This is a genomic window from Kitasatospora sp. NPDC048239 (genome assembly GCF_043202015.1).
GTDB lineage: Bacteria > Actinomycetota > Actinomycetes > Streptomycetales > Streptomycetaceae > Kitasatospora.
The window spans coordinates 93675-118818 of sequence record NZ_JBICZP010000019.1 but is presented as its reverse complement, the minus strand read 5'-3'; the positions used below and the strand labels follow the sequence as shown (position 1 = coordinate 118818).

Here is a 25144-nt window from a genome sequence, read left to right as displayed (position 1 = left end):
GATCCGGTGCCCCTCCGCTGCTTTTCCGCCGCCGGTGGCGGGCCGCGTCTTCTCCGCCGCCGGTGGCGGGCCGCGCCGGGGCCGGACAGGACCCAGGTGGCCGGGTGGGGCGCGAAGGGTAGCCTTGCCTGCGTGAGCACCTGTGCGACCGCGTCGCGTGAACTGTCCGAGCCGCTGGCCGCCACGGCTGCGACGGCCGCCACCTGGCTGTTGGTGGAGCAGAACGGGCCGTGGGGCGCGAAGGCGGCGACCCAGAGCCATCTGGACGCGGCGGTCGGCCGTGCGCTGGAGGCGGCGGCCGCCGGTACCGGGGTGCGGGTCGCGCTGATCCGTCGGCCCGGGCGGCACGCGGACTGTCTGGAGACGGCCCGGCACGAGGTGATCGTGGCGCACACGGTGCCGGGGCGGGGCTGGGTGCGGCGGGGGTCGGTGGCGGACCCTGCGGAGCTGCTGGGCCTGGACTTCGGCGCGCTGGGCGGCGGGGAGCACGGCGGCTTCGGTGCGGAGCACGTCGGCGGGCCGGTGGCCCTGGTGTGCACCAACGGGCGCCGGGACCGCTGCTGCGCACTGCTGGGCCGGCCGCTGGCGGCCGAGCTGGCGGCGGCCGGGCACAGCGAGGTGTGGGAGGTGACGCACCTGGGCGGGCACCGCTTCTCCCCCACCATGCTGGTGCTGCCGTACGGCTACGCGTACGGGCGGCTGACGCCGGAGAGCGCCAAGGAGGTGCTGGCGGCGACGGCGTCCGGGCACGTCGTGCCGGAGTGGTCGCGGGGCTGCTCGGGCTGGGAGCGCCCGGGGCAGGCCGCGGAGCACGCGGTGCGGCTGGCCACCGGGGAGACCGGGGTGGACGCGCTGACGCTGGTGCAGGAGCCCGCGGGCGGGGGCCGCTGGCTGGTGACCGTCCGGCACCGCGACGGCCGGGCCTGGGAGGCGGAGGTCGTCGAGGCGGCGAGCGAGCCGCCGCGCCCGGAGAGCTGCGGCAAGGCGGCGGCCACCCCCTCGCGGATGGACGTGGCGGCGCTGCGCGCACTGTGACGGCCCCGCGCCCGTGGGGGTGGGCGCGGGACCGTCGGCACGGGTTCGGCCCCTGGCACGGGACCGTCGCACGGGTTCAGCCCTTGGCCGCGGCCTTGGCGACGAACTCGGTGGTGTAGGTGCGGGCGAGGTCGATCGAGCCCTCCTTGCCCCGGACGTCCGGGTGGAAGGCGGCGAGCACGGCGAGGACGGTCCTCGGGCCGTCGGCGGGCATCACGCCGTCGGTGGTGAACATCGGCAGGGTGGCCTTGATCGCCGCCGCGTACTGCTCGGCACCGCCCTGCGCGTAGTCGGCGGGCATCGCGGCGGCGATCTCCTGCGGGCTGTGGGTGGACATCCACGTGAGCGTCCGCACGAACGCGTCGGCGAGCCGCTGGGTGGTGTCCTTGTTCTTCCCCACCCACTCGGTGTTCATGTAGAGCGAGGAGGACGGGTAGAGCCCGCCGAGCGCCTCGCGGGAGCCCTCGGGGGTGCGCATGTCGTAGAGGATCCTGCCGAGGCCCTTGTCCAGGATGGTGGCGACCGTCGGATCCGTCGTCATGCCGGCGTCGATGCTGCCCTGTTGGAGGGCGGCGATGAAGGTCTGGCCGGCGCCGACCGCGATCGGGCTGAACTCGCTGACCGCCGTGCCGTTCTTGACGGCCAGGTACTTGGTGAGGAAGTCGGTCGAGGAGCCGACGCTGGTGACGCCGAGCTTGCGGCCCTTGAAGTCCGCGCCGGACCGGATGGCGTCGGCCTGCTTGGCGGAGACGATCTCGACCTCGCCCGGGGCCTGGGAGAACTGGACCACGGACTCCACGTTCTTGCCCTTGGCCTGGAGGTCGATGGTGTGGTCGTAGAAGCCGACGGCGCCCTGGACGTCCCCGGCGAGCAGCGCGGTGGTGGCGTTGACGCCGGCCGGCTCGCTCATCAGCTCGACGTTGACGCCGGCGTCGGCGAAGTACCCGAGGCGCTGGGTGAGCATGGCGGGCAGGTAGATGACCTTGTCCAGGCCGCCGACCATGATCTTGACCTTGGGGCCGTCGACCTTCCGCCCGGCCGGGGCGGCGCCGTTGTGGGAGGTCGAGGCGGCGTCGTTGGCGCAGCCGGCGAGCGGGAACAGCAGGACGGCGGCGAGGGCGGCTGCGGCGGATCTGCCGATCGGGTTCGGGCGCATGGGTGGGAGTGCCTCTCTCGAAGTGCGGTGGGGGTCAGCGGCCGTCGCCGGATTCGGCGGGCTTCCAGCGGAACAGCTTCTTCTCGGCGAAGGTCAGCAGCCCTTCGGTGAACAGCGCGACCACGGCGAGGATGGTCATCGCGGCGTACACGCCGGCCGCGTTGAAGGTGCCCTGGGCGGCGGCGACGAGCAGGCCGAGGCCCTTGGTCGCACCGATGTACTCGCCGACGATGGCGCCGATCAGCGCGAAGCCGAAGCTGACGTGCAGGCTGGTGAAGATCCAGGTGGTGGCGGCGGGGATGACCACCTGCAGGGTGACCTTGCGGCTGTTGGCGCCCAGGATGCGGGCGTTGGCGACGAGGTTGCGGTCCACCTCGCGGGCGCCCTGGAAGGCGTTGAAGAACACCGGGAAGAACACCAGCACCACGGCCGAGGCCACCTTGGAGGCCGGTCCCAGGCCGAACCAGATCAGGAAGATCGGGGCCAGCACGATCCGCGGGATGGCGTTCAGCACCTTGATGTAGGGCCCGAACACCTCGGCCAGGAAGCGGATCCGGCCGAGCGCGATGCCGAGCAGCACACCGCCGGTGACGCCGATGACCCAGCCGGTGAGGGCCTCGTAGAGGGTGTAGCCGATCTGTTCGCCGAGCGAGCCCTGGGCCGTGCCATGGGTGATCCACTGCCAGATCTGCGCCCAGATCCTCGACGGCTGGGAGAAGTTGAACGGGTCGATGACCTCGGTGCGGGCGCAGACCTCCCAGAGGCCGAGGAAGGCCGCGAGCACCGCGACCCGGGCCGCGTAGACCCCCAGCCTCCGGTTGCGGGCCGCCCGTTCGCGGGCCGCCGTCCTGCTGGCGGGGACGGCCGCCGGCTGTGTGCCGGCCACTGCGGTCTCAAGCGGCACGACCCGCTCCTCTCTCCCGGGTGATGCGGACCTCTTCGCCGAGCGACGCCCAGATCTCGCGGTACAGCTCGATGAACCTCGGCTCCAGCCGGACGGCCTCCACGGTGCGCGGGCGCGGCAGGTCGACGGTGAAGACCTCCTTGACGGTGGCCGGTCCGGCCGTCATCACCACGACCCGGTCGGCGAGGGCGATCGCTTCGTCCAGGTCGTGGGTGACGAAGACGACCGAGGAGCCGGTGCCGGCCCACAGCTCCAGCAGCTGGTCGGACATCAGGGCGCGGGTCTGCACGTCCAGCGCCGAGAACGGCTCGTCCATCAGCAGGATGCCGGGGTCGTTGACGAAGGTCTGGGCGAGCGCGACCCGCTTGCGCATACCGCCGGACAGCTGGTGCGGGTAGCGGTCCTCGAAGGCGCCCAGGCCGACCCGGGCCAGCCAGTCACGGGCCCGTTCCCTGGCCTCGGCGGCGGGGACCCCGCGGAAGCGCGGGCCGGCCATCACGTTCGACAGGACGGTCCGCCAGGGGAAGACGGCGTCCTGCTGGAAGACGAACCCGACCTTGTCGTTGATCCCGTCCACCGGCTCGCCGTACACCCGGACGTCGCCCTCGGTGGGCTCCTCCAGACCGCTGACCAGGGTCAGCGTGGTGGACTTGCCGCAGCCGGTCGGGCCGACGACGGCCACGAACTCGCCCTGGGCGACGGTCAGGTCGAGATCGCGGACGGCGGTGTGCAGCGCCCCGGAGGGGGTGCGGAACCGCTTGGTCGCGCCGGTCAACTCGATCGCCGGGGTTGTGCTCATGCCCACGCCCCGCTTCGCTCGACGTGTGCCTCGCGCAACGCGCCCCGCTTCGTGGTTCGCGCGCTTCGCTCGCTCATTGGACCTCCCGGGTCTGTGCTTGCCCCGGGAGGCTAGGAGCGGCCGGGCACCCGGCGGGAGGCTTGTCGGCGTACTGCGGGTTCTCCGCGTTGAGGGCTGTTCTGCTCGTTTTGCTTCCGCTACAACAGCGGGGACGCAGCTGACAGACCCACCCCGGAAACGTAGGGTGTGCCAGCCGACCGCCCGAGCCGCCCGCGGCTCCCGCCTGCCCGGCCACCGCCCCTGCCCGAGCCGCCCGCAGCCCGCCCCTCCGCCCCCCGTCCACCCAGCCGCCGAGAGGAGGCCCGGATGAAGCGCCCGCACTGGCCCCGCCGCCCGCACTGGCCCCGCCGCCCGCACTGGCCCCGCCGGGTCTTCGCCCAGCTGCTGCTCGGCCAGACCGTCGTCACGGTCGGCGTCACCGCCGTCACCGCCGGGCTGTTCCTGGCGCCGGTCAGCTCCGAGCTCGACCACGACGCGATGCAGCGCGCCCTGTCGATCGCCCAGGCCACCGCCGGCGACGAGGTGATCGCCCGCGCCGCCGAGGTCCGCGACTCCGCCACCGCGCAGCGCAACGCCGAGCAGATCCGGCTGGCCACCGGCGCCAGCTTCGTCGTGATCACCGACCTGGCCGGGATCCGGCTCTCGCACACCGACCCGGACCGGATCGGCCACCGGGTCAGCACCGACCCGGAGCCGGCCCTCAGCGGGCGCAGCGTCACCGCGATCCAGCAGGGCACCCTGGGCCGCACCGCACGCGGCAAGGTGCCGCTGCGGGCGGCGGACGGGCGGGTCGTCGGCGAGGTGTCGGTCGGCATCAGCGACGACTCCATCCGGCGGCGGCTGCTGAAGATGCTCACCGGGATCCTGCTCTGCGCGGGCGCGGGTCTGGCGTCGGGCACCGCCGCCACCCTGGTGCTGGCCCGGCGGCTCAAGCGGCGCACCCACAACATCGCGCTGGCCGACATCTCGGCGCTGCTGGTGGAGCGGGAGGCGATGCTGCACGGCATCCGCGAGGGCATGGTGGCGTTGGACGAGCGCGGCTGGATCCGGCTGGCCAACGACGAGGCGGTGCGGCTGCTCGCCCTGCCCGGGGACTGCACCGGGCGGCCGATCGACGCCGTGCTGCCGCCGGGCCGGCTGGCCGACGTGCTGACCGGGCGGATCGCCGGCGCCGACCTGCCGGCCGTCCGGGACGACCGGGTCCTGGTGGTGAACCGGATGGCGACGGCCGAGGGCGGCGCGGTGGTGACGCTGCGCGACCGGACGGAGTTGGAGTCGCTGGTCCGGGAGCTGGACACCACCCGCAGCCTCACCGAGGCGCTGCGGGCGCAGGACCACGAGCACGCCAACCGGATGCACACCCTGCTGGGCCTGCTGGAGCTGGGCCGGTACGAGCAGGCGGTGGCGTTCATCTCGGAGCAGTCCGGTTCGCACGCGGCGGTCGCGGCGCGGATCGCCGAGCAGGTGCAGGACCCGCACGTGGCCGCGCTGCTGGCCGGCAAGACGGCGGTGGCGGGCGAGCGCGGCGTGCGGCTGCTGGTCGCCCCGGCCGCCCATCTGCCGGACGCGGTGGTGGACGCCCGGGCGCTGGTCACCGTGCTGGGCAACCTGATCGACAACGCGGTGGACGCGCTGGCGCCGGGTGGCGGCGGGCGGCTTGAGGTGACCCTGGCGGCGGCCGGTTCCACCCTGCTGGTGCAGGTCTCGGACAGCGGTCCCGGGGTGCCCGAGCGGCTGCGCGAGCGGGTCTTCGAGGAGGGGTGGACGAGCAAGGAGGCACCCGCGCACCGCCCGCGCGGGCTCGGGCTGGCGATGGTGCGGCGGCTGGTCGAACGGGCCGGTGGCCGGATCGTGCTGGACGGCGGCCCGCTCGGCGGCGCCCGGTTCACCGTCGAGCTGCCCGAGGCCCTGCACAACCGGACCCCGTGCGTGCAGACCCCGCCCGCGCAGACCCCGCCTGACCGGACCCCGCCTGACCGGACCTCGGCCGCCGGCCGCACCGCACCGCTCGTGGAGGCGTGATGATCGACGTACTCGTGGTGGACGACGACTTCCGGGTCGCCGATGTGCACGCCGCGTACGTGGCCAAGGTGCCCGGCTTCCGGGTGGTCGGCACCGCGCACTCGGCGGGCGAGGCGTTGGCCGCGCTGGAGCGCCGTCCGGTGGACCTGCTGCTGCTCGACCACCACCTGCCCGACGAGACCGGCCTCGCCCTGGTGCGCCGGCTGCGGGACCGGCAGGTGGCCTGCGACGTGATGATGGTGACGGCCGCCCGGGACGTCTCCACGGTGCACGCCGCCATGCAGCACGGCGCGCTGCAGTACCTGGTCAAGCCGTTCACCTTCGCCGGGCTGCGCGACAAGCTGGTCGCGTACGCGCAGCTGCGGCACGCCCTGGCCGGGCCGGCCGCGCGGGAGGCGGGCCAGGACGAGGTGGACCGGCTGTTCGCCACCCTGCGCAGCGCCGCCGCTCCCGCCCCCACGCTGCCCAAGGGTCACTCGGCCCCCACCACCGACCTGGTCCTCGGGGTGCTGCGGCGGGCCGGACGGCCGCTCTCCGCCCAGGAGGTCGCGGACGCCGCGGGGCTGAGCCGCTCCACCGCGCAGCGCTACCTCAAGCAGCTGGAGCGCGACAGCCGGCTGCGGCTGACCCTGCGCTACGGCGACACCGGTCGGCCCGAGCACCGCTACGGCCTGGCCGCCCGGACGTGACGAACCCCGGCCGGGCGCCGGTCCGAGGCGCCCGCCGGGGTTCGGGTACGGCGGCCGCTACGCGGCGCCGGCGCCGGTGAGGGCGCGCACCTCCAGCTCGGCGTAGCGGTCCGGGTCGGCCGGCTCGGGCGAGGTCAGCGTGCCGATCCAGCCGGCCAGGAACCCGAGCGGGATCGAGATCAGGCCCGGGTTCTCCAGCGGGAACCAGTGGAAGTCCACCCCGGGGAAGAGCGCCACCTTGCTGCCCGAGACGACCGGCGAGAAGGTCACCAGCACGATGGCCGGCACCAGCCCCCCGTACACCGACCAGACCGCGCCGCGGGCGGTGAACCGGCGCCAGAACAGCGTGTAGAGCAGCACCGGCAGATTGGCCGAGGCGGCGACGGCGAAGGCCAGGCCGACCAGGAAGGCGACGTTCAGCTGCTGGGCGAAGAGGCTGAGCGCGATCGCGACCGCGCCGATCCCCACCGCCGCGATCCGCGCGACCCAGACCTCCTGGCGCTCGCCGACGTCGCCGCGCCCCGCCCGGGCGGCCGGGACGGCGGCACGCCGACGCCTGCGCCGGGGGCGGTCGCGCCAGGCGCCCGCCCAGATGTCGTGTGCGAAGGCCGCCGAGGAGGCCAGGGTCAGTCCGGCGACCACGGCGAGGATGGTGGCGAAGGCGATCGCCGAGATCAGCGCGAACAGCACCACCCCGCCGGTGCTGCCGTTGCCGCCGCCGAGCACCAGGGCCAGCAGCGGGACGGCGGTGTTCCCGGCCGCGTTGGCGTGCCGGACCTCCGCCGAGCCGACCAGTGCGGTGGCGCCCAGCCCCAGCGCGATGGCCATCAGGTAGAAGCCGCCGACCAGCCCGATCGCCCACATCGTGGAGCGGCGGGCGGCCCGCGCGGTGGGCACCGTGTAGAAGCGGGAGAGGATGTGCGGCAGGCCCGCGGTGCCCAGCACCAGGGCCAGGCCGAGGCTGAAGAAGTCGATCCGACTGGTCACGGTCTTGCCGTACTTGAGCCCCGGCTCCAGGTAGCGCTGCCCGGCGCCGCTGTGCTGGGCCGCCTGCCGCATCAGCTCGGCCACGTCCCCGTGGAAGCGGACCATGAGCAGCACGGTGAGCAGTACCGAGCCCGCGATCAGCAGGAACGCCTTGACGATCTGGATCCAGGTGGTGGCCCGCATCCCGCCGACCGTGACGTAGACGATCATCAGACCGCCGACCGCCACGATGGTCCAGGTCCGGGCCTCGCCGCTGTTGGTGCCGAGCAGCAGGGCGACCAGGCTGCCCGCACCGACCATCTGGGCGACCAGGTAGAGCAGGGTGACGACCACGCTGGCGCCGCCGGCCGCGGCCCGGACCTTGCGGCGGCGCAGCCGCAGCGCCAGTACGTCGGCCAGGGTGTACCGGCCGGCGTTGCGGACCAGCTCGGCGACCAGCATCAGCACCACCAGCCAGGCGACCAGGAAGCCGATGCTGTAGAGCACGCCGTCGTAGCCGTACAGGGCGATCAGCCCGGCGACGCCGAGGAAGGACGCCGCGGAGAGGTAGTCCCCGGAGAGCGCGAAGCCGTTCTGCAGCGGGGTGAAGTCGCGCCCGCCGGCGTAGAAGTCCTCGGCGGCGCTGCCTCGGCGGCCCACCCAGAGGGTGATCGCCAGGGTGACCAGGACGATGACGGCGAACAGCACGATGGCCAGATCGTGGTGGTCCCCGGCGGGGGCGACAGGGGGCGGGGTGGCGGTGGTCATCGCAATTGGTCCTGGGTGTCCCAGCGGAGGTCGAGGGCGGCCCGGTCGCGCTTGGTCCGGGCGTTGCGGGCGTAGAGCCAGGTGAGCAGGAAGGTCGAGGCGAACTGCAGCAGTCCGAGCAGCCAGGCCACGTTGACCGGGCCGGCGATCTGGCTGCGCATCAGCCCGGGCGCGCAGGCCTGCGCGGCGACGTACATCAGGTACCAGCCGAGGAAGGCCCCGCTGACGGGGAAGACGAAGGACCGGTAGCCGCGCCGGATCTCCTGGAAGGCCTCGCTGCCCTGGACGGAGCGGTACACCTCGGTGCTGTGGCTGCCAACCCGGCCCGGCCCGGCGGGCGCCGGCTGCACGGGCACCGACCGGACGGGCACCGGATGGGCGGACACCGGGTGGGAGGGCACCGACGCGGCGGGCGGCGGAGCGGCGGCGGGCTGCGCCGGGGCCGGTTGGGCGGGGGCCGCGGGTGCGGCGGCCGGCCGCCCGGGTTCGGGGGTGGTGGCGGGAGCGGCGGCCCACCAGTCGAATCGCTGCCCCTGCTCGGGACTGCTCGTCTGCTGCTGTGGCACTGCTGCTCCTGGGCCGAGGGCGCTCTGACCGCACCCATGATGGTGGCCCGCGAACACCCCCAACGACCAATGCAGATACGTTCACTCGATGAGGTGATCGATGATCCGACAGACACTCATCCGACTACTGCTGCGTACCGGTGATCCCGTGTCGGAAGGCGTACGCGACCGCCTGCGCCCGGTCCCGGACGGCGGTTTTGGCGAACAGGTTGTTGATGTGCGTCTTCACCGTGGCCGGGCTGACGAACAGCCGCCGGGCGATCTCGGTGTTGGAGAGCCCCTCGGCGATCAGCGCCAGCACCTCGGCCTCCCGGGCGGTCAGCCCGTCCGGGAGCTCGCCGGACCGGGTCGGGTAGGGCTCCGCCGAGGCCGGGCCGGCCTCCCCGGGAGCCGTCGGCCCTGCGCCCGCCAGCCGTTCCAGCAGCCGCAGTTGCACCAGCGGTGAGAGGCCGGCCGCGCCCGAGCGGACGTCCGCGATGGCCCGGGCGATCTCCTCGCCGCCGGCGTCCTTGGTGAGGTAGCCGCGGGCCCCGGCCTGCAGCGCGGGGAACAGCGAGTCGTCGTCGGCGTACGTGGTGAGCACCACGACCTCGGTCTCCGGGTGGGCGGCGCGGATCCGCCGGGTCGCCTCGACACCGTCCACCCGCGGCATCCGCAGGTCCATCAGGACCACGTCCGGGTGGTGGCGCTCCACCAGCGCGACGGCCTCCTCGCCGTCGGCGGCCGCGCCGACCACCTCGATGCCCGGCAGCAGCCCGAGCAGCATCACGATGCCCTCGCGCACCACCGTCTGGTCGTCGGCCACCAGCACCCTGGTGTTCCCCGTCGTCATGCCGGCACCCTCAGCAGCACGCGCCACCCTCCGTCCTCCGGGCCCGCCAGCAGGGTGCCGCCGAGCAGTTCCGCGCGTTCGCGCATCCCCAGCAGACCGTACCCGCTGCCGCTGGCGGCCAGCTCCGCGGCCGGTTCGCCCCGGGCCGGCCGGGTGTTGCGCACCTCCAGCTCCACCTCCTCGGCCAGGTAGCGGAGTTCGACCGTGCAGCGCGCGCCGGGGGCGTGCTTGCGGACGTTGGTCAGCGCCTCCTGCGCCGTGCGCCGGACCGCGAGCCCCGCCTCGGCCGCCAGCGGACGCGGGACCCCAGTGACGGAGAGCCCGGCCCGCTCACGGCCCGACAGCTCCACCAGGAACTCCCCGACCGGAGTGAACTCGCCGCGCAGCGCGGAGAGCGCCTGCCGGGTCTCGGCCAGGCCGTCCTGCGCCATCCGCCGCGCGGCCACCACGCGTTCGCGGACCTGCTGCCGGTCGGTGCCGGCGTCCAGCATCAGCCGGGCCGCCTCCAGGTGGACCAGCTGGGCGGAGAGGCTGTGGGCCAGCACGTCGTGGATCTCCCGGGCGATCCTGGCCCGTTCGGCGAGCGCCGCGCTCTCCGCCTCGGCGGCCCGGGCGGCCCGCTCCTGGACGAGCAGTCGCCGGGCGGTGCCGCGCGCCTCGATATCCAGCCGCAGCAGGTAGCCGAGCAGGACGAGCCCGCCGACGGTGGCGATGACGCTCAGCCAACTCGCCCAGCTGGCGGCGGTGTACGAGCCGAGCGCGGCCGCCGCGGTGAGCAGCGCGGGCGCGGGCGGCAGCCGGACGATGGCGGTCACGGCAAGCCCGTACCAGAGGACGTCGGCGAGCAGGAAGGCCTGCCCCCAGTTGGCCAGCCAGGCCGCGCCGAGCAGTCCGGCGGCGAGGCCGAACGCCGCCACCGGGCGCTGCTCCCGGCTGGCGTACAGGTATCCGGCGCTCAGACCGACGGCCGCGGCCAGCCCGGCCGCCGCGGCGGCCGCCGTCCAGCCGGTGTACTTCCCGTCGGAGAACGTCCCCCAGCAGACGGTGACCAGCAGGATGCCGCGGCCGAGCACGGTGAGGATCCGCCGCGGCCGGCTCTCGGCGTCGCGCTCCATCCCCTCGCGGGACGGCCAACGGGTCCAGTACCACCCGGCCACGGGTGCCTCCTCACAACTCACGGCTTCGGACCGGTACGGGCCCTGCGGCCTCCTCCGGGACCTCCAGCATCCGGGCCCTCCAGTTCACCACGAGCGTGCGGGCCAGGAGCAGCACCGCCAGGCCGAGCAGCAGGGCGCTGCCCGCCTGGTGGACGTGCAGGGCCGCACCGGTCTCGTAGATGCCGAACCGGATGACGACCATCCCGGCCCAGGCGGCCACGGTGGCCTTGGTGCCCCTGGCCCAGAGCGCGCCGTCCGCGTCCCGCCAGAGCCGGACGGTCCAGCCCCAGACGGAGCCCATCGCGAGCACCGCCACCAGTCCGCACCCGAGCAGGACGGCGGACTGTGCGGTGTGCTCGTGGTCGATCAACTGCGGGTCGCGCAGCGCGAGCCCGCCGAGGACCAGCGGCAGGACCCAGAAGCGGCGCTCGGTGTCCAGGCGCTGTGCGCGCATCTGGCGGCCGACGACCAGGGCCATCACCGCGATGACCGCGACGACGTTGACAAGGGTGCTCATCGGACGCTCCGTACCGACGGGAGGGCTGTTGCTGACCTCCCCGACGCTACGGATCCGGCGCCTGCGGCTGATCGGAGCCCGGGTGGACGGGCGGGTGGATCCGACAGCACGCGGGCCCTCCACCCGTGGGTGGAGGGCCCGCGGCGACCGGGTGCGCTCAGGCGTCGATGCGGGAGCGGTCCAGGGTGGCCGCCGAGTCGACGATGAACTCCTTGCGCGGGGCGACGTCGTTGCCCATCAGCAGGTCGAAGATCTTCTCGGCCTGCTCCAGGTCGCCCAGGTTGATCCGGCGCAGCGTGCGGTGGCGCGGGTCCATGGTGGTCTCGGCCAGCTGGTCGGCGTCCATCTCACCGAGGCCCTTGTACCGCTGGACCGGGTCCTTCCAGCGCATGCCCTTGCGCTGGAACTCCAGCAGGGTGGAGCGCAGCTCCGCGTCGGAGTAGGTGTAGTGGTACTTCTCCTGCCCGCGCTTGGGGTTGGTGAGCTCGATCCGGTGCAGCGGCGGCACGGCCGCGAAGATCCGGCCCTGCTCGACCATCGGACGCATGTAGCGCTGGAAGAGCGTCAGCAGCAGGATGCGGATGTGCGAGCCGTCGACGTCGGCGTCGGCCATGAAGATGACCCGGCCGTAGCGGGCCTGGTCGATGTCGAAGGTGCGGCCCGAACCGGCCCCTATCACCTGGATGATCGAGGCGCACTCGGCGTTCTTGAGCATGTCGCTCACGGACGCCTTCTGCACGTTGAGGATCTTGCCGCGGATCGGCAGCAGGGCCTGGAACTCGGAGTTGCGGGCCAGCTTGGCGGTGCCGAGCGCGGAGTCCCCCTCGACGATGAAGAGTTCGGTGCGGTCGACGTCGTCGCTGCGGCAGTCGGCCAGCTTGGCCGGCAGCGAGCTGGTCTCCAGCGCCGTCTTCCGGCGCTGGGCCTCCTTGTGCTGGCGGGCCGCGACGCGGGTGCGGGCGGCGGCGACCACCTTCTCCATGACGGCCCGGGCCTGGACCTTCTCGTCCTTCTTGGCGGAGGTCAGGAAGGCCTTGAGCTCCTTGGCGACCACCGCGGCGACGATCCGGTTGGCGGCCGAGGTGCCCAGCACCTCCTTGGTCTGGCCCTCGAACTGCGGCTCGGCGAGGCGGACGGTGACCACCGCGGTGAGGCCCTCGGTGGCGTCGTCCTTGGTGATGTCGTCCTCGGCCACCCGCAGCAGCTTGGCGGACCGCAGCGCCTCGTTGACGGTCTTGGCGAGCGAGCGCTCGAAGCCGGTGACGTGGGTGCCGCCCTTGGGGGTGGCGATGATGTTGACGAAGGACCGCAGGGTGGTGTCGTAGCCGGCGCCCCAGCGCAGCGCGATGTCCACGCCGAGGGTGCGGGTGACCTCGGTGGGCGTCATGTGGCCGAGCTCGTCCAGGACGGGCACGGTCTCCTTGAACGTTCCCTCGCCCTGCAGCCGCAACACGTCGCAGACCGGCTTGTCGGGCGCGAGGAACTCGCAGAACTCCCCGATGCCGCCGTCGTAGCGGAAGGTCGACTCCTCGACCTTGTCGCTCTCCGTCAGGCGCTCGTCACGGACCACGATGGTGAGGCCGGGGACGAGGAAGGCGGTCTGCCGGGCCCGGCTGTGCAGGCCCTCCAGGGAGAGCCTGGCCTCCTTGAGGAAGATCTGCCGGTCGGCCCAGTAGCGGATCCGGGTGCCGGTGCGGGTCTTCGGCACCTTGCGGACCTTGGTGAGGCCGTTGGCGGGCTCGAAGGGCGCGTCCGGGCTGGTCTCGGTGAAGATCCCGGGGGTGCCGCGGCGGAAGCTGATGCCGTGGGTGTGGCCGCTGCGGTCGACCTCGACGTCCAGGCGGGCGGAGAGGGCGTTGACGACGGAGGCGCCGACGCCGTGCAGACCGCCGGAGGCCGCGTAGGAGCCGCCGCCGAACTTGCCGCCGGCGTGCAGCTTGGTCATCACGACCTCGACGCCGGACAGGCCTGTCTTGGGCTCGACGTCCACCGGGATGCCGCGGCCGTTGTCGCGGACCTCGACCGAGGAGTCGTCGTGCAGGATCACGTCGATGCGGTCGCAGTAGCCGCCGAGGGCCTCGTCGACGGAGTTGTCGATGATCTCCCAGAGGCAGTGCATCAGGCCCCGGCTGTCGGTCGAGCCGATGTACATGCCGGGACGCTTGCGGACCGCTTCCAGGCCCTCCAGGACGAGCAGGTGCCGAGCGGTGTAGTTGGAACCGTCGTCGCCGGCCAGCAGTGCGGACGGCACGGTCGTTTCGGCACTCACGCGGCACTCTCCTCGGTGAAGTTCTGTCTCATCGGTCACATCCGGGCACACCCGGATCGTCCGCCAGTGCAGCACATCGCACCGACATTCGTTCCCCTGCGTGTGTACACCCCTCCGCTCGGTGCACAGCACGGCGGGCCGGTCCCGCGCAGCTTGTACGCGCTGCGCGAACAAGGGCTGCGCCGGATTCGGGGCGCCGGGGCGCCATCTCCTCCCGGTACCACCGGTCCTGGCGGACCGTGGGGCCGGGCACAGGCTCCGGAACTGCCGTTATGCAGGCTACCGGGGCCTGGGACGGGGCTTATGCTCCAACCCAGCAGAGGATTATGCTACGCGGACCTCGACACCCGGTCCCGATCGGGCGTTCGAGCGATAGACGGATCCTGGGATTCGGTACGCATGAACCACCGGCCCCCGGGGCACGTCCTCATCAACACCTGCAGAATCCTCAAAGAAGAAAAGCCACGAGCGGGAACGTTTTCGGCCTGGTTGGATGTTGACCCTGGTACGACAGCTCGTCGAGCTAGAGAAGAGGCGACGTGACTACTGTTCTGACCCCTGCGAGCCCGCTCACCGCGGCTGACCGCTGCGACCGCTGCGGCGCCCAGGCTTACCTGCGCGTCGTACTCGCCAGCGGTGGAGAGCTGCTCTTCTGCGCCCACCACGGCCGGAAGTTCGAGCCCGAGCTCAAGAAGATCGCCGTGGAGATACAGGACGAGAGCGGCCGTCTCAGCAACACGGCCACGGCCACGGCCGCCGACGAGGAGCGCTGATCCGAGGCGCCACAACAGCAATCAGCCACGAGCTGTGTCCGGTCGTGCACTGCGCATGACCGGTGAGCCGGGCGGCGGACCTCCTTCAGGAGGTTCGGCGCCCGGCTCCGCTGTTTTCCCCGCAGGTCGCCCTCGCGCCGGCCGGCACCGCTGTCGGCCGGGCGGGCCGACGCCGGATCAGAAGGCCACCGGCCGTGAGCACCCGGTCACAGGACCGAGCGCACCGCGTCCGAGACCGCGCCGATCCTGGTGTAGACGCCCGGGTGGGCAGCCTCCGCGCAGCCCGTCCCCCAGGAGACCAGTCCGGCCAGCCGCCCACCGACCACCAGCGGACCGCCGCTGTCCCCCTGGCAGGCGTCCCTGCCGCCCTTCTCCTCCCCCGCGCAGACCATGCCGCGGGCGTCGAAGCGCCCGTCCTGTCCGCCGGGGTAGGCGTGCGCACAGGTCTGGTCCGCGATGATCGGCACCTCCACCCCACGCAGTGTGGGCGAGTAGTTACCGGAGCCGGTGGTGTCCCCCCAGCCGAAGACCTGCGCCCTCGTCCCCGGCGCGTACGGTTCGGTCTCGCCCTGGCCGACCAGATCGATCGCCGGCCGGTCCGCCTGCGGCTCGGCGAGGGTGAGCACCGCCACATCGTTCATGTTGGCGGCGAAGGCGTAGTCGGGGTGGACCCAGACCGACTGGACCGGCACCTCGTGCCCGGCCGAACCCCGCAGATCGTCCCGGCCGATCACGGCCTTCAGCTCCGGCCGGTCGACCCGCTTGCCCTTGGACTCGTCGTAGAAGCAGTGCGCGGCCGTCACCACCTTGGTCGGCGCGACCAGCGCGGCGCCGCAGAACTGCCCCGAGCGCCCGTTGCCGAACTGCGGCCGGCTGGACAGCGCGACCACCCACGGGTGGTCGGAGGTGCCGGCGACCGAACCCCCGACGATCCGGCGCTGCGCCTCGGCCGGAGCGGCCGGGCCGAGTGCGACGAGCGGCGCGGGCAGCGCGGCCAGCAGGGCCAGGACGGCAGCCCGGTGGCGCCGGCGCCTCGGCCGGTCCGGACGTACCGGCGTCGGGGCGGCAGTCGGCAGGTCCGCGCGGTCCGGGTTGGGCAGCACCGTTTCTCCAGGGTGGCTCGGCAGCAGGCAACCGGCACAGCGTAGGTGATCAACTACGGTGTGCGACCGGTTCCCGACACACGGCCACCCGGACGAGGGACAAGAGCCACCCGGACGCTGACGTGCCCGGCCCCGGACATGCGCGGAGGCCCGGAGCGGTGCGCTCCGGGCCTCTGCCGTCAAGCTCTCCGCAGGGCTCGCGCCCTGCGATCCTGCCGATTAGTCCAGGTAGTCGCGCAGCACCTGGGAGCGCGACGGGTGGCGCAGCTTCGACATGGTCTTGGACTCGATCTGGCGGATGCGCTCACGGGTGACCCCGTACACCTTGCCGATCTCGTCCAGCGTCTTCGGCTGACCGTCCGTCAGGCCGAAGCGCATCGACACCACGCCCGCCTCGCGCTCGGACAGGGTGTCCAGCACCGAGTGCAGCTGCTCCTGGAGCAGGGTGAAGGAGACCGCGTCTGCCGGGACGACGGCCTCGGAGTCCTCGATGAGGTCACCGAACTCGCTGTCGCCGTCCTCGCCGAGCGGGGTGTGCAGCGAAATGGGCTCGCGGCCGTACTTCTGGACCTCGATGACCTTCTCAGGGGTCATGTCGAGCTCCTTGGCCAGCTCCTCCGGGGTGGGCTCGCGGCCCAGGTCCTGGAGCATCTGGCGCTGGACGCGGGCCAGCTTGTTGATGACCTCGACCATGTGCACCGGGATACGGATGGTGCGGGCCTGGTCGGCCATCGCGCGGGTGATCGCCTGGCGGATCCACCACGTCGCGTAGGTGGAGAACTTGTAGCCCTTGGTGTAGTCGAACTTCTCGACCGCACGGATCAGACCGAGGTTCCCCTCCTGGATCAGGTCCAGGAAGAGCATGCCGCGACCGGTGTAGCGCTTGGCCAGCGAGACCACCAGGCGGAGGTTGGCCTCCAGCAGGTGGTTCTTGGCGCGGCGGCCGTCCTCGGCGATGATCTCCAGCTCGCGCTTGAGCTTGGGGGCGAGCTTGTCGGCGGCCGAGAGCTTGTCCTCGGCGAACAGGCCGGCCTCGATGCGCTTGGCGAGCTCGACCTCCTGCTCGGCGTTGAGCAGCGGGACCTTGCCGATCTGCTTCAGGTAGTCCTTGACCGGGTCGGCGGTGGCACCGGCGACGGCGACCTGCTGGGCCGGGGCGTCGTCCTCGTCGTCGTCGGAGAGCACGAAGCCCTGCGACTCCTCCTCGGGCTCCGCCTCCTCGCCCGCCGCCTTGTCACCGGGCAGCGCGGCGTCCTCGAGCAGCTCCTCCTCGCCGATGACCTCCTCGTCGCCCTTGCCGCCCTTGCCGGCGGCGGTCTTCTTGGCCGCGACCTTCTTGGCCGGCGCGGCCGCCTTCTTGGCGGCGGCCTTCTTGGCGGGGACGGCCTTCTTCGTCGGAACCGCCTTCAGCAGCTCCGCGGCGACGGACGTCGACCCCTCGACGGTGATCTCGGCGGACACGGTGCTGACCGAGGCCGTGGCGGCCGCGACCGACGGGGTGGAGATGGTCGCACCGGGCGCGATCCGCACCGGCGGCTTGGTCGGTGCCGAGGGCGCGGCAGGGTTGCGGGTGGTGACCGCCTTGGTCGCCGTGCGCTTGGTGGGGCTCTTGGCCGCGACGCTCTTGCGCTTGGCGCCGGCCGGTTCGGCCGCGCTGACCATGAGATCCACCCCTTCCTCAATCAGAACCTGGTTGAGGCTGCGCATGACGTTCTTCCACTTGGTGACCGGGATCTGGTCCGCCTCGAACGCCTGGCGCACGTCGTCACCGGCGATCTGCCCCTGGGCCTTGCCCCGCTCGATGAGCGCCAGCAGAGCCGCGGACTCGGCGATCTCGGGGGGAAGTGAACGGGATGTGCTGGCCGACACGAACAACCTCTCGGACGATGAGTGGACTCGAACCCGTACCGGCCGCCCGAGCGGGCGGGGAAGGAAATCGCGCGTCGGACGCGCGGTGTCGATTCCGACCGACTCGGGCTTGAGGACTGGGTTTGCAGGACGGCAACAGCGCCGTGGATCAACACAGCATTCTGACATGTTGGGGTATTCCGGAGCTGCTTCCGCTCCGTACACATCGCTGCTACTCGTCAAGTGTTACGCATGGCCTTCGTGTCGCGGGTCACACCACTCGGCGCCCGCGGCCCGGGGGCCGACATCCATCATCGCGCACTCGCCGCGAAGCGCGTGACATGGACACGATGCAAGTACCCCGGACGGCCAGGTCCGGTGTCCGACGCCCCGCGTCCGCCCCGTGCCGCGCCGCCACATGCCGAGGCCCTCCGGTCGCGCCGTGCGGTGCGGCCGGAGGGCCTGGGGTTCGCGGGGGCCACTCGGTCGCCGAATGGACGGCTCAGTGCTCCCGGGGAGCCGGAACGGACGGCTCGATCTCCGGGTGGACGGTGAGCAGCGCCCGCATCGCGGCCTCGCCCGCGGTGCCGTCGCCGGTGCCGAGCGCGTCCACCAGCCGGGCGTGCAGGCTGACGGAGGCCTCCGAGGGGCGCTCGCAGGAGATGGCCGGACCTCCGGAGACCTGCAGGGCGCAGGAGACGATGCCGGAGAGGTGCTCCAGCATCCGGTTGCCCGCCATCTGCAGGACCAGGACGTGCAGCTCGACGTCGGCCCGCGCATAGGTCGACAGGTCGGCCTGGGCGGCGGCGTGGCCCATGATGTCGATCAGCTCGACCAGCCGCTGCTGGACGTCCTCGCGGCCGTGGCCGGCGGCGAGCCGGGCTGCCAGCGGCTCGATCGCCCAGCGGAGCTCGAACAGCTCCCGGCGCTGCTCGTCGCGCTGCGGGCCGAAGGCGCGCCACTCGATGATGTCCGGGTCCAGCAGGTTCCAGTCGCCGACCGGCCGGACCCGGGTGCCGACGTTCGGCCGGGCGCTGACCAGGCCCTTGGCCTCCAGCACGCGCAGCGACTCTCGGACGACCGTGCGGGACACCTCGAACCGCTGGCCGATCTCCTCGGGGACGAGCGGGCGGTCGGCGCCGAGATCGCCGGAGACGATCATCTGGCCGAGCTGCTGCACGAGCTGGCCGTGCAGGCCGCGACCGCGACTGCTGGTGGTCTTGCGGCCGACCCTGGCGAGGTCCGACTCGGCGCCCTCCCAGCGGGGCGCCGGCGGGGTCGGCCGGTCGGCGTACGAGAAACGGTCCAGATCGCCGGGGCCGTGGATGGCGCCGTCGATGGAGCGGGCGGTGGTCATGGTGGGGTGCGCAAGGGTACTCACAGGTCCTTTGTCGGCGATCCGCGGGCCCAGCTTGAGGATTCTCGTGAAAAGCACACGAAAGGGTGATCGCCCGTGACTGGATAATTGACTTCTTATCAGGAAGAACCGCGCATTACGGTCACTGCTGGTCGATCTTGGCAAAGCTCGGCAGAGCCCGGCAGGGCGGAGACGGATCGTCAGCATCCCATCGCCGGGGCCCACCGCGTACGACCCGACGGCCGGGCCGGCCCCGCGGGCACCGGGCCGCCCGGCGGGAGTTGACGGGCGCTGGGCGGACAGGGCCTAGAGCGCGCGGCGGCGGACCTGGACCAGCAGGCAGACCAGCAGCAGCACGAACGCGGGCGCCACCACCGCCGCGAGCAGGACGGGATCGGTCAGCGCCGACCCGGTCACCGCAACCCGGCGGTCCCCGCCGTACACCCATCCGTACGCCCACTCCACGCCGGACTGGAACGGCAGAAGTTCGGCCGCCCGGGACGGCCAGGCCGTACCGGTCTGACGCAGCAGCAGCGCCACCCCGGACTCCAGCAGCGGGGGCAGCGCGCAGAGCAGCAGCACCCCGGCCGCGGCGCTGCGGGTGAGCGAGGCGGTCAGCACCCCCGTCCAGCCCGCCACCACCACCAGCACGACGAAGGCCAGCAGGGCGGACGGCGACCCGTGGCCGGCCCCGAGCGCCACCGGGGCGAGCGCCCCCGGCAGGTCCGCCAGCCCGGTCAGACCGGCCGAGGAGAGCGCCTGGGACACCTCGACCGAGAGCACGGCCGGCTCGGACCAGGCCGCCACGACCACCCCGGCCGGCAGTGCGAGGTGCGCGGCCACGGCGTCGATCAGCAGGGTGGCCAGGGCCAGCAGCCCCGCCACCGGGCCGATCACCATCAGCTTGGCCAGCAGCAGCCGCACCCGGCGTGAGTACGACACCTGCGAGGCCGCCAGGCCCGGGTAGCGCACCTCGTGCCCGTACGACAGGGCGCCCAGTGCCCCGGCGCCGAGGGCCGCGAACGGCAGCGGGATCAGCGGGACGGCCGCCGTCAGCAGCCGGACGCCGGCCGGCGCGGCCAGCGAGCCCGCGGGCGTCTGGTGGGCGAGCACCGCGGCCACCACCGCGTCACAGAGCAGCACGGCGGCGAGGAGCAGCCAGGTGGAGCGGAGGCCGCGCAGCCGGCGCAGCTCGTAGGCCAGTACACGCACGGTTCACTCGCTCCGGTGGTCGGGGGTCTGGTGGTCGGGGGTCTGGTGGTCAGGCGTCTGATGGTCGGTGGCCGGGCGGTCCGGGGTCGGGCGGGGGGTGGCGGCGGTCCGGGCGGCCAGCGGGTCGAAGCGGCCGAGGCGGACGGTGTCGTCGGTCAGCAGGTCCGCTGTGGAGGAGCCCGTCCGCTGGTCGCGGGGGCCGGGGGTGGAGGCCGGGACGGGGTCGCTCTGCCGGGTGACGGCGGTGCGGCTGTCCCGGAAGAGGCGGTCCACGGCGACCGTCGGGGAGTCCTCGAGGGCGTCGAGGGGGCTGGTCGCCTCCGCGGCCACGGCTGCCGCGGGGGCGGGGGCGAGGACGGGGTCGGCGGTCCTGGTGGGTCGCGCCGTGGCCGCCGACAGGGCGGTCGCGGCGGAGACCTTGGAGGTGGGGACGGTGGAGGCGGAGACGGTCGAGGTGGCGGCACTGGATCCGGAGCCTGCGGCCGCGGTGACGGGCAGCGCCAGGGCGGGCAGCACTCCCTCGTCCGGGGCCGCGGCGGCCGGCTGGGGCACCTGCGCCGCCGGGGTCTTCACCGTCCGGGGCTCCGCCTGCTCCTCCTCGGACCTGGTCCTCACCGCCGGGGTCCGGGCGGGTTGGGGCTTGGTCGGTTGGGACTTGGTCGGTTCGGGCCTGGCCGGCCCGGCCTTCGCGGGCTGGAGCTGGATGTGCCCGGAACGGCCCGAGGCGGTCGGCAGGGCGGCGCGGGGAGCGGGCTGCTCGACCACCCGGTCGGCGAGTTCGTGCAGCAGGATGCCGTGGCGGTAGGCGAGCTCGCCGATCTCGGTGCGGCCGATCCCCGCGACGGCGAGGCCGGCCCCGCCGTCGCGGCGGACCTCCGCGCCCTGGCCGATCAGCAGGTCGGCGAGCCTGGCCATCTGCGGCCCGCGTACGGCCACCTCGGGGCTGAGCCTGGTGCGGCAGAACTCCGTGACCGGCTGGTCGGCCACCAGTCGGCCCTGGTCCAGGGTGAGCACGCGGTCCGCGAGCTGCGCGGCCTCCTGCGGGGAACGGGTGGTCACCAGCACGGTGCCGCCCGCGACTCCGAACGAGCGCAGGAAGGAGTGGAACCACTCGACGTTGCGCGGCGACAGGCCGTCAGTGGGCGCGTCGAGAAGCAGTGTGCGCGGGTCGCCGAGCAGCGCGGTGGCGAGGGCGAGCCGACGGTGCATGCCGGGCGAGAAGGTCCGCAGCCGCTGCCCGGCGACGGTGGCCAGCCTGGTCTGCTCCAGCAGCTCGTCCGCCCGCCGGCCGGGGAGGCCGACGGCCGCCGCAAGCATCCTGAGGTGGCTGTGCGCCTTCCGGCCGGGGTGGCCGGCGGCCGCACCGGAGGCGCCGGCCGGGTCGGCCAGCAGGACGCCGACCTCCCGTTCGGGGCGGCGCAGCCGACGGTAGGTGCGACCGTCGAAGAGTGTGACGCCCTGGCCGCGTTCGAGTTCGAGCATCAGCCGCAGCGCGGTGGACTTGCCCGAGCCCTCGGGACCGAGGAGGGCTGTGACCACGCCCGGGCGGGCGTCGAAGGTCAGATCGAGCACCGCCGGTGAACCGCCTCTGCGGTAGACCTTGGTCAGTCCGGTGATCTGGATCATCGCTGGCTGCTCCCATGCCCTTGGCCGACCTGGTCTGCACGGCGTGGGATCGTGCCCGCACGTCCCCGCGCCAGCACATTAGGGGGCCGGACCGGAGATTCCGGGCATTACGGGAGCGGCGCGGGCCCGCAGCCCGCCCACCTCACCCGATCAGGGGACAATCCGATCCTGCGACGGCACGCGAAGGGCCGCCGGGGCCGGGCGGGGTGCGGTCGACAGCCCCGGTCAGGACTCGGGGCGCAGCATGGGCGGGTTGAGGACGGTGGCCCCGCCGGGGGTGAACAGCTGCGCCGGGCGGCCGCCCTGACGGGTCGTCGTGCCGCCGGAGGGCAGCAGGAAGCCCGGGGTCCCGGTGACCTTGCGGTGGAAGTTCCGCGGGTCGAGGACCACGCCCCACACCGCCTCGTAGACCCGGCGCATCTCGCCGACGGTGAACTCGGTCGGGCAGAAGGCGGTCGCCAGCGACGAGTACTCGATCTTGGATCGGGCGCGCTCGACCCCGTCGGCAAGGATCAGGCCGTGGTCGAAGGCGAGCGGGACGCCGTCAGCCGGGTTCTGCCCGAGCAGCTCGGCGACCGGGGCCCAGCGGGCGCTGCTGGCGTCGCCGCCGGCCCTGGGCGTCGGCAGGTCCGGGGCCAGTACCAGGTAGGCCACGCTGACCACGCGCATCCGGGGGTCGCGCTGCGGGTGGCCGTAGGTCGCGAGCTGTTCCAGGTGGGCGCCGGCCGCGCCGGTACCGATCCCGTCGTGGCCGGGGGCCGAGTGCGCGCGCAGGCCGGTCTCCTCGGCCAGCTCCCGGGAGGCGGCCTCGGCCAGGCCCTCGTCCGGGCGGACGAAGCCGCCGGGCAGGGCCCAGTAGCCCTGGAAGGGCGGCTCGCCCCGCCGTACCAGCAGGGCGCACAGCGCGTGGTCCCGCACCGTCAGCACCACCAGGTCAACCGTGACAGCGAACGGGGGGAAGGCCGACGGGTCATAACGCGACATGGCGACGATCATAGTCGTCTCTCTGACGATAAGCACAGGCCGACGTCGGGGCCGCCCCGCACCCCGCTGCGGAGCGCCGCCCGGTTGCGGGACAGGGCAGGCCTCGGCGGCGGTGGGGGCGGTCCGCCCGCGCGCCTGGGCGGACCGGCCTGCCCGTCAGCGGGCGACCAGTTGCAGCTCCGCCGATGCCTCCTCCACCATCGCCACGCCGATCCGGCTCACCCGGACCGAGAACGGCTCGCCCGCGACCCGCAGACCGGTCAGCTGCAGCTCGCCGAGCGGCGCCGTGCTGGCCGGTCGGACCAGTACCCGCCCGCCCGGGACATCGGGCCGGACCCCGGCGAGCGCGAACACCGCGTGCACCGCGCCCGCCGCAGAGACCGCCGCCGGGCGGCACGCCGCCGGGTGCGGCACGGGCGGGCAGCCGGGCGTGCGCTGCTCCCCCGCGTACATCTCGGGCAGCCGTCCCTCGTAGTGGGCGGCCGCGCCGAGCAGGCCCTCCAGCAGGGCGCCGGCCTCGTTCTCATGACCGGCCTCGGCCAGTCCGGCGATCGCGAGGGCCGTCTCGTGGACGCGCACCGCCCCGCTGCGGTGGCCCAGCGGGTTGAACCGGGCCGACTTGGCGCTGAGCGTGCGCAGGCCCCATCCGCTGTCCAGTTCCGGCGCCGCCAGGCGGTGGGCCAGCAGCCTGGTCTGCTCGCGGTCCAGCAGGCTCTCGTGCCGACCGCCGTCGGCACAGAGCCCGGGGTCGAGGAGGTGGACGAAGGAGGAGGAGGCGACCGCCGGCAGCGGCTGGCCGCCGGGGGCGACACCAGCCGCCGGGCGCCCGCCGGAGAGGTCGTCGATCCAGAACCGCTCCCGGAAGCGCCCGCGCAGCTCGGCCGCCCAGCCGCGCCACTCCTCGGCGCCGGGGCGCCCGAAGGCCTCCAGCAGCTCGGCGCCGTGCAGGGCGGCCCGGTGTGCCTGGGCCTGTACCTCCGTCCGGGCCGCCGCCGGGTGGGCGGCCCGCTCCTCGGCCGGGCGGCTCAGGTCGGTGACGAGGCCGTCGACCAGCCCGCCGCGCAGGGCACCGAGGGCGCGTTCGGCGGCCGGGAGCAGCTCGGCGACCTCGTGCCGGGGCAGGCCCCAGCGCCAGGCCTCGGCCAGCACCGTGACGAACAGCAGGGTCGCCTCGGTGGCGGTGCAGGTGGGCGGCAGCTCCGGCCCGGCGTGCCGCAGCGCGCCGGGCAGCAGGCCCTCGGGCAGTCGGCCGGGGCCGCCGCCCTGGCCGGCGGGCAGGGCGGGCTGTTGGCGGCGGGCCAGGGCCCGCAGGGTGCCCGCGGCCAACCGGGTGCCGAGCGGCAGCGTGAGCCGCGCCGCCCACAGCGCGTCGGCCGGTGCGAGCCCGAACCGCCAGGGCGCTCCGGAGGCCGGGTAGAGGTCGGTGGGCCGGTCCGAGTCGGCGAACAGCAGCCCACCGAGGGCGTCCAGCGAACGCGCCACCAACGGCTGGGCCCGCGGGTCGTCGCAGCGGATCTCCGGCTCCGCCCAGGGCAGCGGGACTCCGGTGCCGCGCCCGCCAGGCGGGCGCGGGCCGGGGGCGGTGGCCTCCAGCTCGGTGCGCAGCTCGACCGACCAACGGGAGCCGGGCTGCACCTCCAGGTCCCAGCGCAGCACGCCGGCCCCGGCGAGAACGGCGTGCGGCGAGGGCTTGGCACTGACGGTGGCGCTGTGGGCGGGCCCCGCCCAGCGCAGCCCGGCGGACTGCACCTGGCCGGGCAGGTCGGGCGAGCGGTGCCCGGCGGCGATGTCACCGACCGGGCCGAGGTCGGTGCCGAGGGCGATCTCCAGCGGGAGACGGGCGGGGCGGCTCCCGGAGTTCCGCACGATGACGGTCTCCACGCCGTCGGCATGGCGCAGCCGCTCCACGGTCAGCGCCGGGTCCGGGTCTGGGTCTCCGGGCAGGCGGACGGCGCCGAGGAAGCGGGCCTGGGCCGCCGTGGTCAGGGTGCCCAGGAGCGGGAGCGGCTCCATGCCGCCGAGCCGCAGCTCCATCCTGGCCACGACCCGGACGCCGGAGCGGTAGAAGCCGTGGAGGCCGTGACCGCGCAGCTGCCCGTCCGGTCCGGAGGCCGCCATCGCGGGCGCGTTGACGCAGAGCACCGCGTGGTGGACGGCGGCGGGCTGCGGGCGGGACGCGGCCGCGGACCTGGTCTGACCCGCGGGCACGCCCGCGGGGACCGGATCGGGACGGCCGACCGGTCTCGGCGCACCGACCACGCTCTCGGCCGGTGCGGCCTGTGGTGGCCTCATGGCGGTCACCGGACTCTCCTCCCCTCGGCGGTCCGGTGGCCGGTGGGGCCGGTGGGCCGCGAGCATGCTCGATCGCGTGCTGATGGTGCCGGGCCGGCGGGGGTTCCCGTCGGCGTGTGCCGTGTCTGGCCGTACCCGGCGCCGGGTCGTGCCATGCGAAGCGCGGTACCGCTCCGGTACCGGCCCCGCCCGGTGTCGGGCACCTCGCT

The 25144-nt window shown here is 73.8% G+C and carries 20 protein-coding genes; 4 read left to right on the top strand and 16 right to left on the bottom strand.

The window, feature by feature from the left end:
• Nucleotides 1-132: 132 nt before the first annotated feature.
• On the top strand, nt 133-1035 hold the full coding sequence (locus tag ACGFZP_RS34775; RefSeq protein ID WP_392940573.1) for a sucrase ferredoxin: 903 nt from the start codon (nt 133-135) through the stop codon (nt 1033-1035).
• A 76-nt stretch (nt 1036-1111) separates the two neighbouring features.
• Here ACGFZP_RS34775 and ACGFZP_RS34770 read toward each other — a convergent pair whose 3' ends face one another.
• Genes ACGFZP_RS34770 through ACGFZP_RS34760 form a run of 3 tightly spaced genes read right to left on the bottom strand, consistent with a single transcriptional unit; the run spans nt 1112 to nt 3894 of the window.
• Complete coding sequence (locus tag ACGFZP_RS34770; protein WP_392940571.1) at nt 1112-2191, bottom strand: ABC transporter substrate-binding protein; 1080 nt, start codon at nt 2189-2191, stop codon at nt 1112-1114.
• 34 nt (nt 2192-2225) lie between these two features.
• Entirely contained in the window at nt 2226-3095 is an 870-nt protein-coding gene (locus tag ACGFZP_RS34765; protein ID WP_392940569.1) for an ABC transporter permease, read from the bottom strand.
• Nucleotides 3085-3894 (bottom strand): ABC transporter ATP-binding protein, encoded by an 810-nt coding sequence (locus ACGFZP_RS34760; RefSeq protein WP_392940567.1) that lies wholly within the window; start codon nt 3892-3894, stop codon nt 3085-3087. Before ACGFZP_RS34760 ends, ACGFZP_RS34765 begins: the two co-directional genes overlap by 11 nt.
• Before the next feature lie 366 nt (nt 3895-4260).
• Here ACGFZP_RS34760 and ACGFZP_RS34755 point away from each other — a divergent pair, with 366 nt between their 5' ends.
• The gene (locus ACGFZP_RS34755) at nt 4261-5976 is read left to right on the top strand and encodes an ATP-binding protein (protein WP_392940565.1); all 1716 of its coding nucleotides are present in this window, start codon (nt 4261-4263) and stop codon (nt 5974-5976) included.
• Nucleotides 5976-6665, top strand: coding sequence for a response regulator (locus tag ACGFZP_RS34750; protein WP_392940563.1), 690 nt, complete (start codon nt 5976-5978; stop codon nt 6663-6665). The genes ACGFZP_RS34755 and ACGFZP_RS34750 overlap by 1 nt, the downstream gene beginning before the upstream one ends.
• Nucleotides 6666-6722: 57 nt before the next feature.
• Here the strand turns inward: ACGFZP_RS34750 and ACGFZP_RS34745 are convergent, their stop codons facing one another.
• From ACGFZP_RS34745 to ACGFZP_RS34720, 6 genes are all read right to left on the bottom strand, one after another.
• Nucleotides 6723-8399, bottom strand: a complete 1677-nt coding sequence (locus ACGFZP_RS34745) for a cation acetate symporter (RefSeq protein ID WP_392940561.1) — start codon at nt 8397-8399, stop codon at nt 6723-6725.
• On the bottom strand, nt 8396-8965 hold the full coding sequence (locus ACGFZP_RS34740) for a DUF485 domain-containing protein (RefSeq protein ID WP_392940559.1): 570 nt from the start codon (nt 8963-8965) through the stop codon (nt 8396-8398). Before ACGFZP_RS34740 ends, ACGFZP_RS34745 begins: the two co-directional genes overlap by 4 nt.
• Before the next feature lie 124 nt (nt 8966-9089).
• Nucleotides 9090-9797 (bottom strand): response regulator, encoded by a 708-nt coding sequence (locus tag ACGFZP_RS34735; protein WP_392940557.1) that lies wholly within the window; start codon nt 9795-9797, stop codon nt 9090-9092.
• Entirely contained in the window at nt 9794-10912 is a 1119-nt protein-coding gene (locus tag ACGFZP_RS34730; protein ID WP_392940630.1) for a sensor histidine kinase, read from the bottom strand. The genes ACGFZP_RS34735 and ACGFZP_RS34730 overlap by 4 nt, the downstream gene beginning before the upstream one ends.
• 52 nt (nt 10913-10964) lie before the next feature.
• Entirely contained in the window at nt 10965-11471 is a 507-nt protein-coding gene (locus ACGFZP_RS34725) for a DUF1453 domain-containing protein (RefSeq protein ID WP_392940555.1), read from the bottom strand.
• Between the two features lie 157 nt (nt 11472-11628).
• Nucleotides 11629-13740 (bottom strand): type IIA DNA topoisomerase subunit B, encoded by a 2112-nt coding sequence (locus ACGFZP_RS34720; protein WP_392940553.1) that lies wholly within the window; start codon nt 13738-13740, stop codon nt 11629-11631.
• A gap of 539 nt (nt 13741-14279) precedes the next feature.
• Here ACGFZP_RS34720 and ACGFZP_RS34715 point away from each other — a divergent pair.
• Entirely contained in the window at nt 14280-14513 is a 234-nt protein-coding gene (locus tag ACGFZP_RS34715; RefSeq protein ID WP_387950084.1) for a hypothetical protein, read from the top strand.
• Between the two features lie 206 nt (nt 14514-14719).
• On the opposite strand, the gene ACGFZP_RS34710 is transcribed toward ACGFZP_RS34715, so the two are convergent.
• From ACGFZP_RS34710 to ACGFZP_RS34680, 7 genes are all read right to left on the bottom strand, one after another.
• Nucleotides 14720-15520: a S1 family peptidase gene (locus tag ACGFZP_RS34710; protein ID WP_392940628.1), complete on the bottom strand. Its 801-nt coding sequence runs from the start codon at nt 15518-15520 to the stop codon at nt 14720-14722.
• A gap of 315 nt (nt 15521-15835) precedes the next feature.
• Nucleotides 15836-17485: an RNA polymerase sigma factor gene (locus tag ACGFZP_RS34705; RefSeq protein ID WP_392940551.1), complete on the bottom strand. Its 1650-nt coding sequence runs from the start codon at nt 17483-17485 to the stop codon at nt 15836-15838.
• A 481-nt stretch (nt 17486-17966) separates the two neighbouring features.
• Nucleotides 17967-18845, bottom strand: coding sequence for a FadR/GntR family transcriptional regulator (locus ACGFZP_RS34700; protein WP_392940549.1), 879 nt, complete (start codon nt 18843-18845; stop codon nt 17967-17969).
• Between the two features lie 282 nt (nt 18846-19127).
• Complete coding sequence (locus tag ACGFZP_RS34695) at nt 19128-20033, bottom strand: hypothetical protein (protein ID WP_392940547.1); 906 nt, start codon at nt 20031-20033, stop codon at nt 19128-19130.
• 3 nt (nt 20034-20036) lie between these two features.
• Nucleotides 20037-21659, bottom strand: coding sequence for an ATP-binding cassette domain-containing protein (locus ACGFZP_RS34690; protein ID WP_392940545.1), 1623 nt, complete (start codon nt 21657-21659; stop codon nt 20037-20039).
• A gap of 225 nt (nt 21660-21884) precedes the next feature.
• Entirely contained in the window at nt 21885-22643 is a 759-nt protein-coding gene (locus tag ACGFZP_RS34685; protein ID WP_387950094.1) for an NUDIX domain-containing protein, read from the bottom strand.
• Between the two features lie 156 nt (nt 22644-22799).
• Complete coding sequence (locus ACGFZP_RS34680) at nt 22800-24935, bottom strand: glycogen debranching N-terminal domain-containing protein (protein WP_392940626.1); 2136 nt, start codon at nt 24933-24935, stop codon at nt 22800-22802.
• Between the last annotated feature and the right edge of the window lie 209 nt (nt 24936-25144).

What these genes read in the sequence shown, in the direction of transcription:
- ACGFZP_RS34770 (WP_392940571.1), bottom strand. Translation starts at nt 2,191, where the DNA reads ATGCGCCCGAACCCGATCGGCAGATCCGCCGCAGCCGCCCTCGCCGCC.
- ACGFZP_RS34760 (WP_392940567.1), bottom strand. Translation starts at nt 3,894, where the DNA reads ATGAGCACAACCCCGGCGATCGAGTTGACCGGCGCGACCAAGCGGTTC.
- ACGFZP_RS34755 (WP_392940565.1), top strand. Translation starts at nt 4,261, where the DNA reads ATGAAGCGCCCGCACTGGCCCCGCCGCCCGCACTGGCCCCGCCGCCCG.
- ACGFZP_RS34750 (WP_392940563.1), top strand. Translation starts at nt 5,976, where the DNA reads ATGATCGACGTACTCGTGGTGGACGACGACTTCCGGGTCGCCGATGTG.
- ACGFZP_RS34745 (WP_392940561.1), bottom strand. Translation starts at nt 8,399, where the DNA reads ATGACCACCGCCACCCCGCCCCCTGTCGCCCCCGCCGGGGACCACCAC.
- ACGFZP_RS34735 (WP_392940557.1), bottom strand. Translation starts at nt 9,797, where the DNA reads ATGACGACGGGGAACACCAGGGTGCTGGTGGCCGACGACCAGACGGTG.
- ACGFZP_RS34730 (WP_392940630.1), bottom strand. Translation starts at nt 10,912, where the DNA reads ATGGAGCGCGACGCCGAGAGCCGGCCGCGGCGGATCCTCACCGTGCTC.
- ACGFZP_RS34725 (WP_392940555.1), bottom strand. Translation starts at nt 11,471, where the DNA reads ATGAGCACCCTTGTCAACGTCGTCGCGGTCATCGCGGTGATGGCCCTG.
- ACGFZP_RS34690 (WP_392940545.1), bottom strand. Translation starts at nt 21,659, where the DNA reads ATGATCCAGATCACCGGACTGACCAAGGTCTACCGCAGAGGCGGTTCA.
- ACGFZP_RS34685 (WP_387950094.1), bottom strand. Translation starts at nt 22,643, where the DNA reads ATGTCGCGTTATGACCCGTCGGCCTTCCCCCCGTTCGCTGTCACGGTT.
- ACGFZP_RS34680 (WP_392940626.1), bottom strand. Translation starts at nt 24,935, where the DNA reads ATGAGGCCACCACAGGCCGCACCGGCCGAGAGCGTGGTCGGTGCGCCG.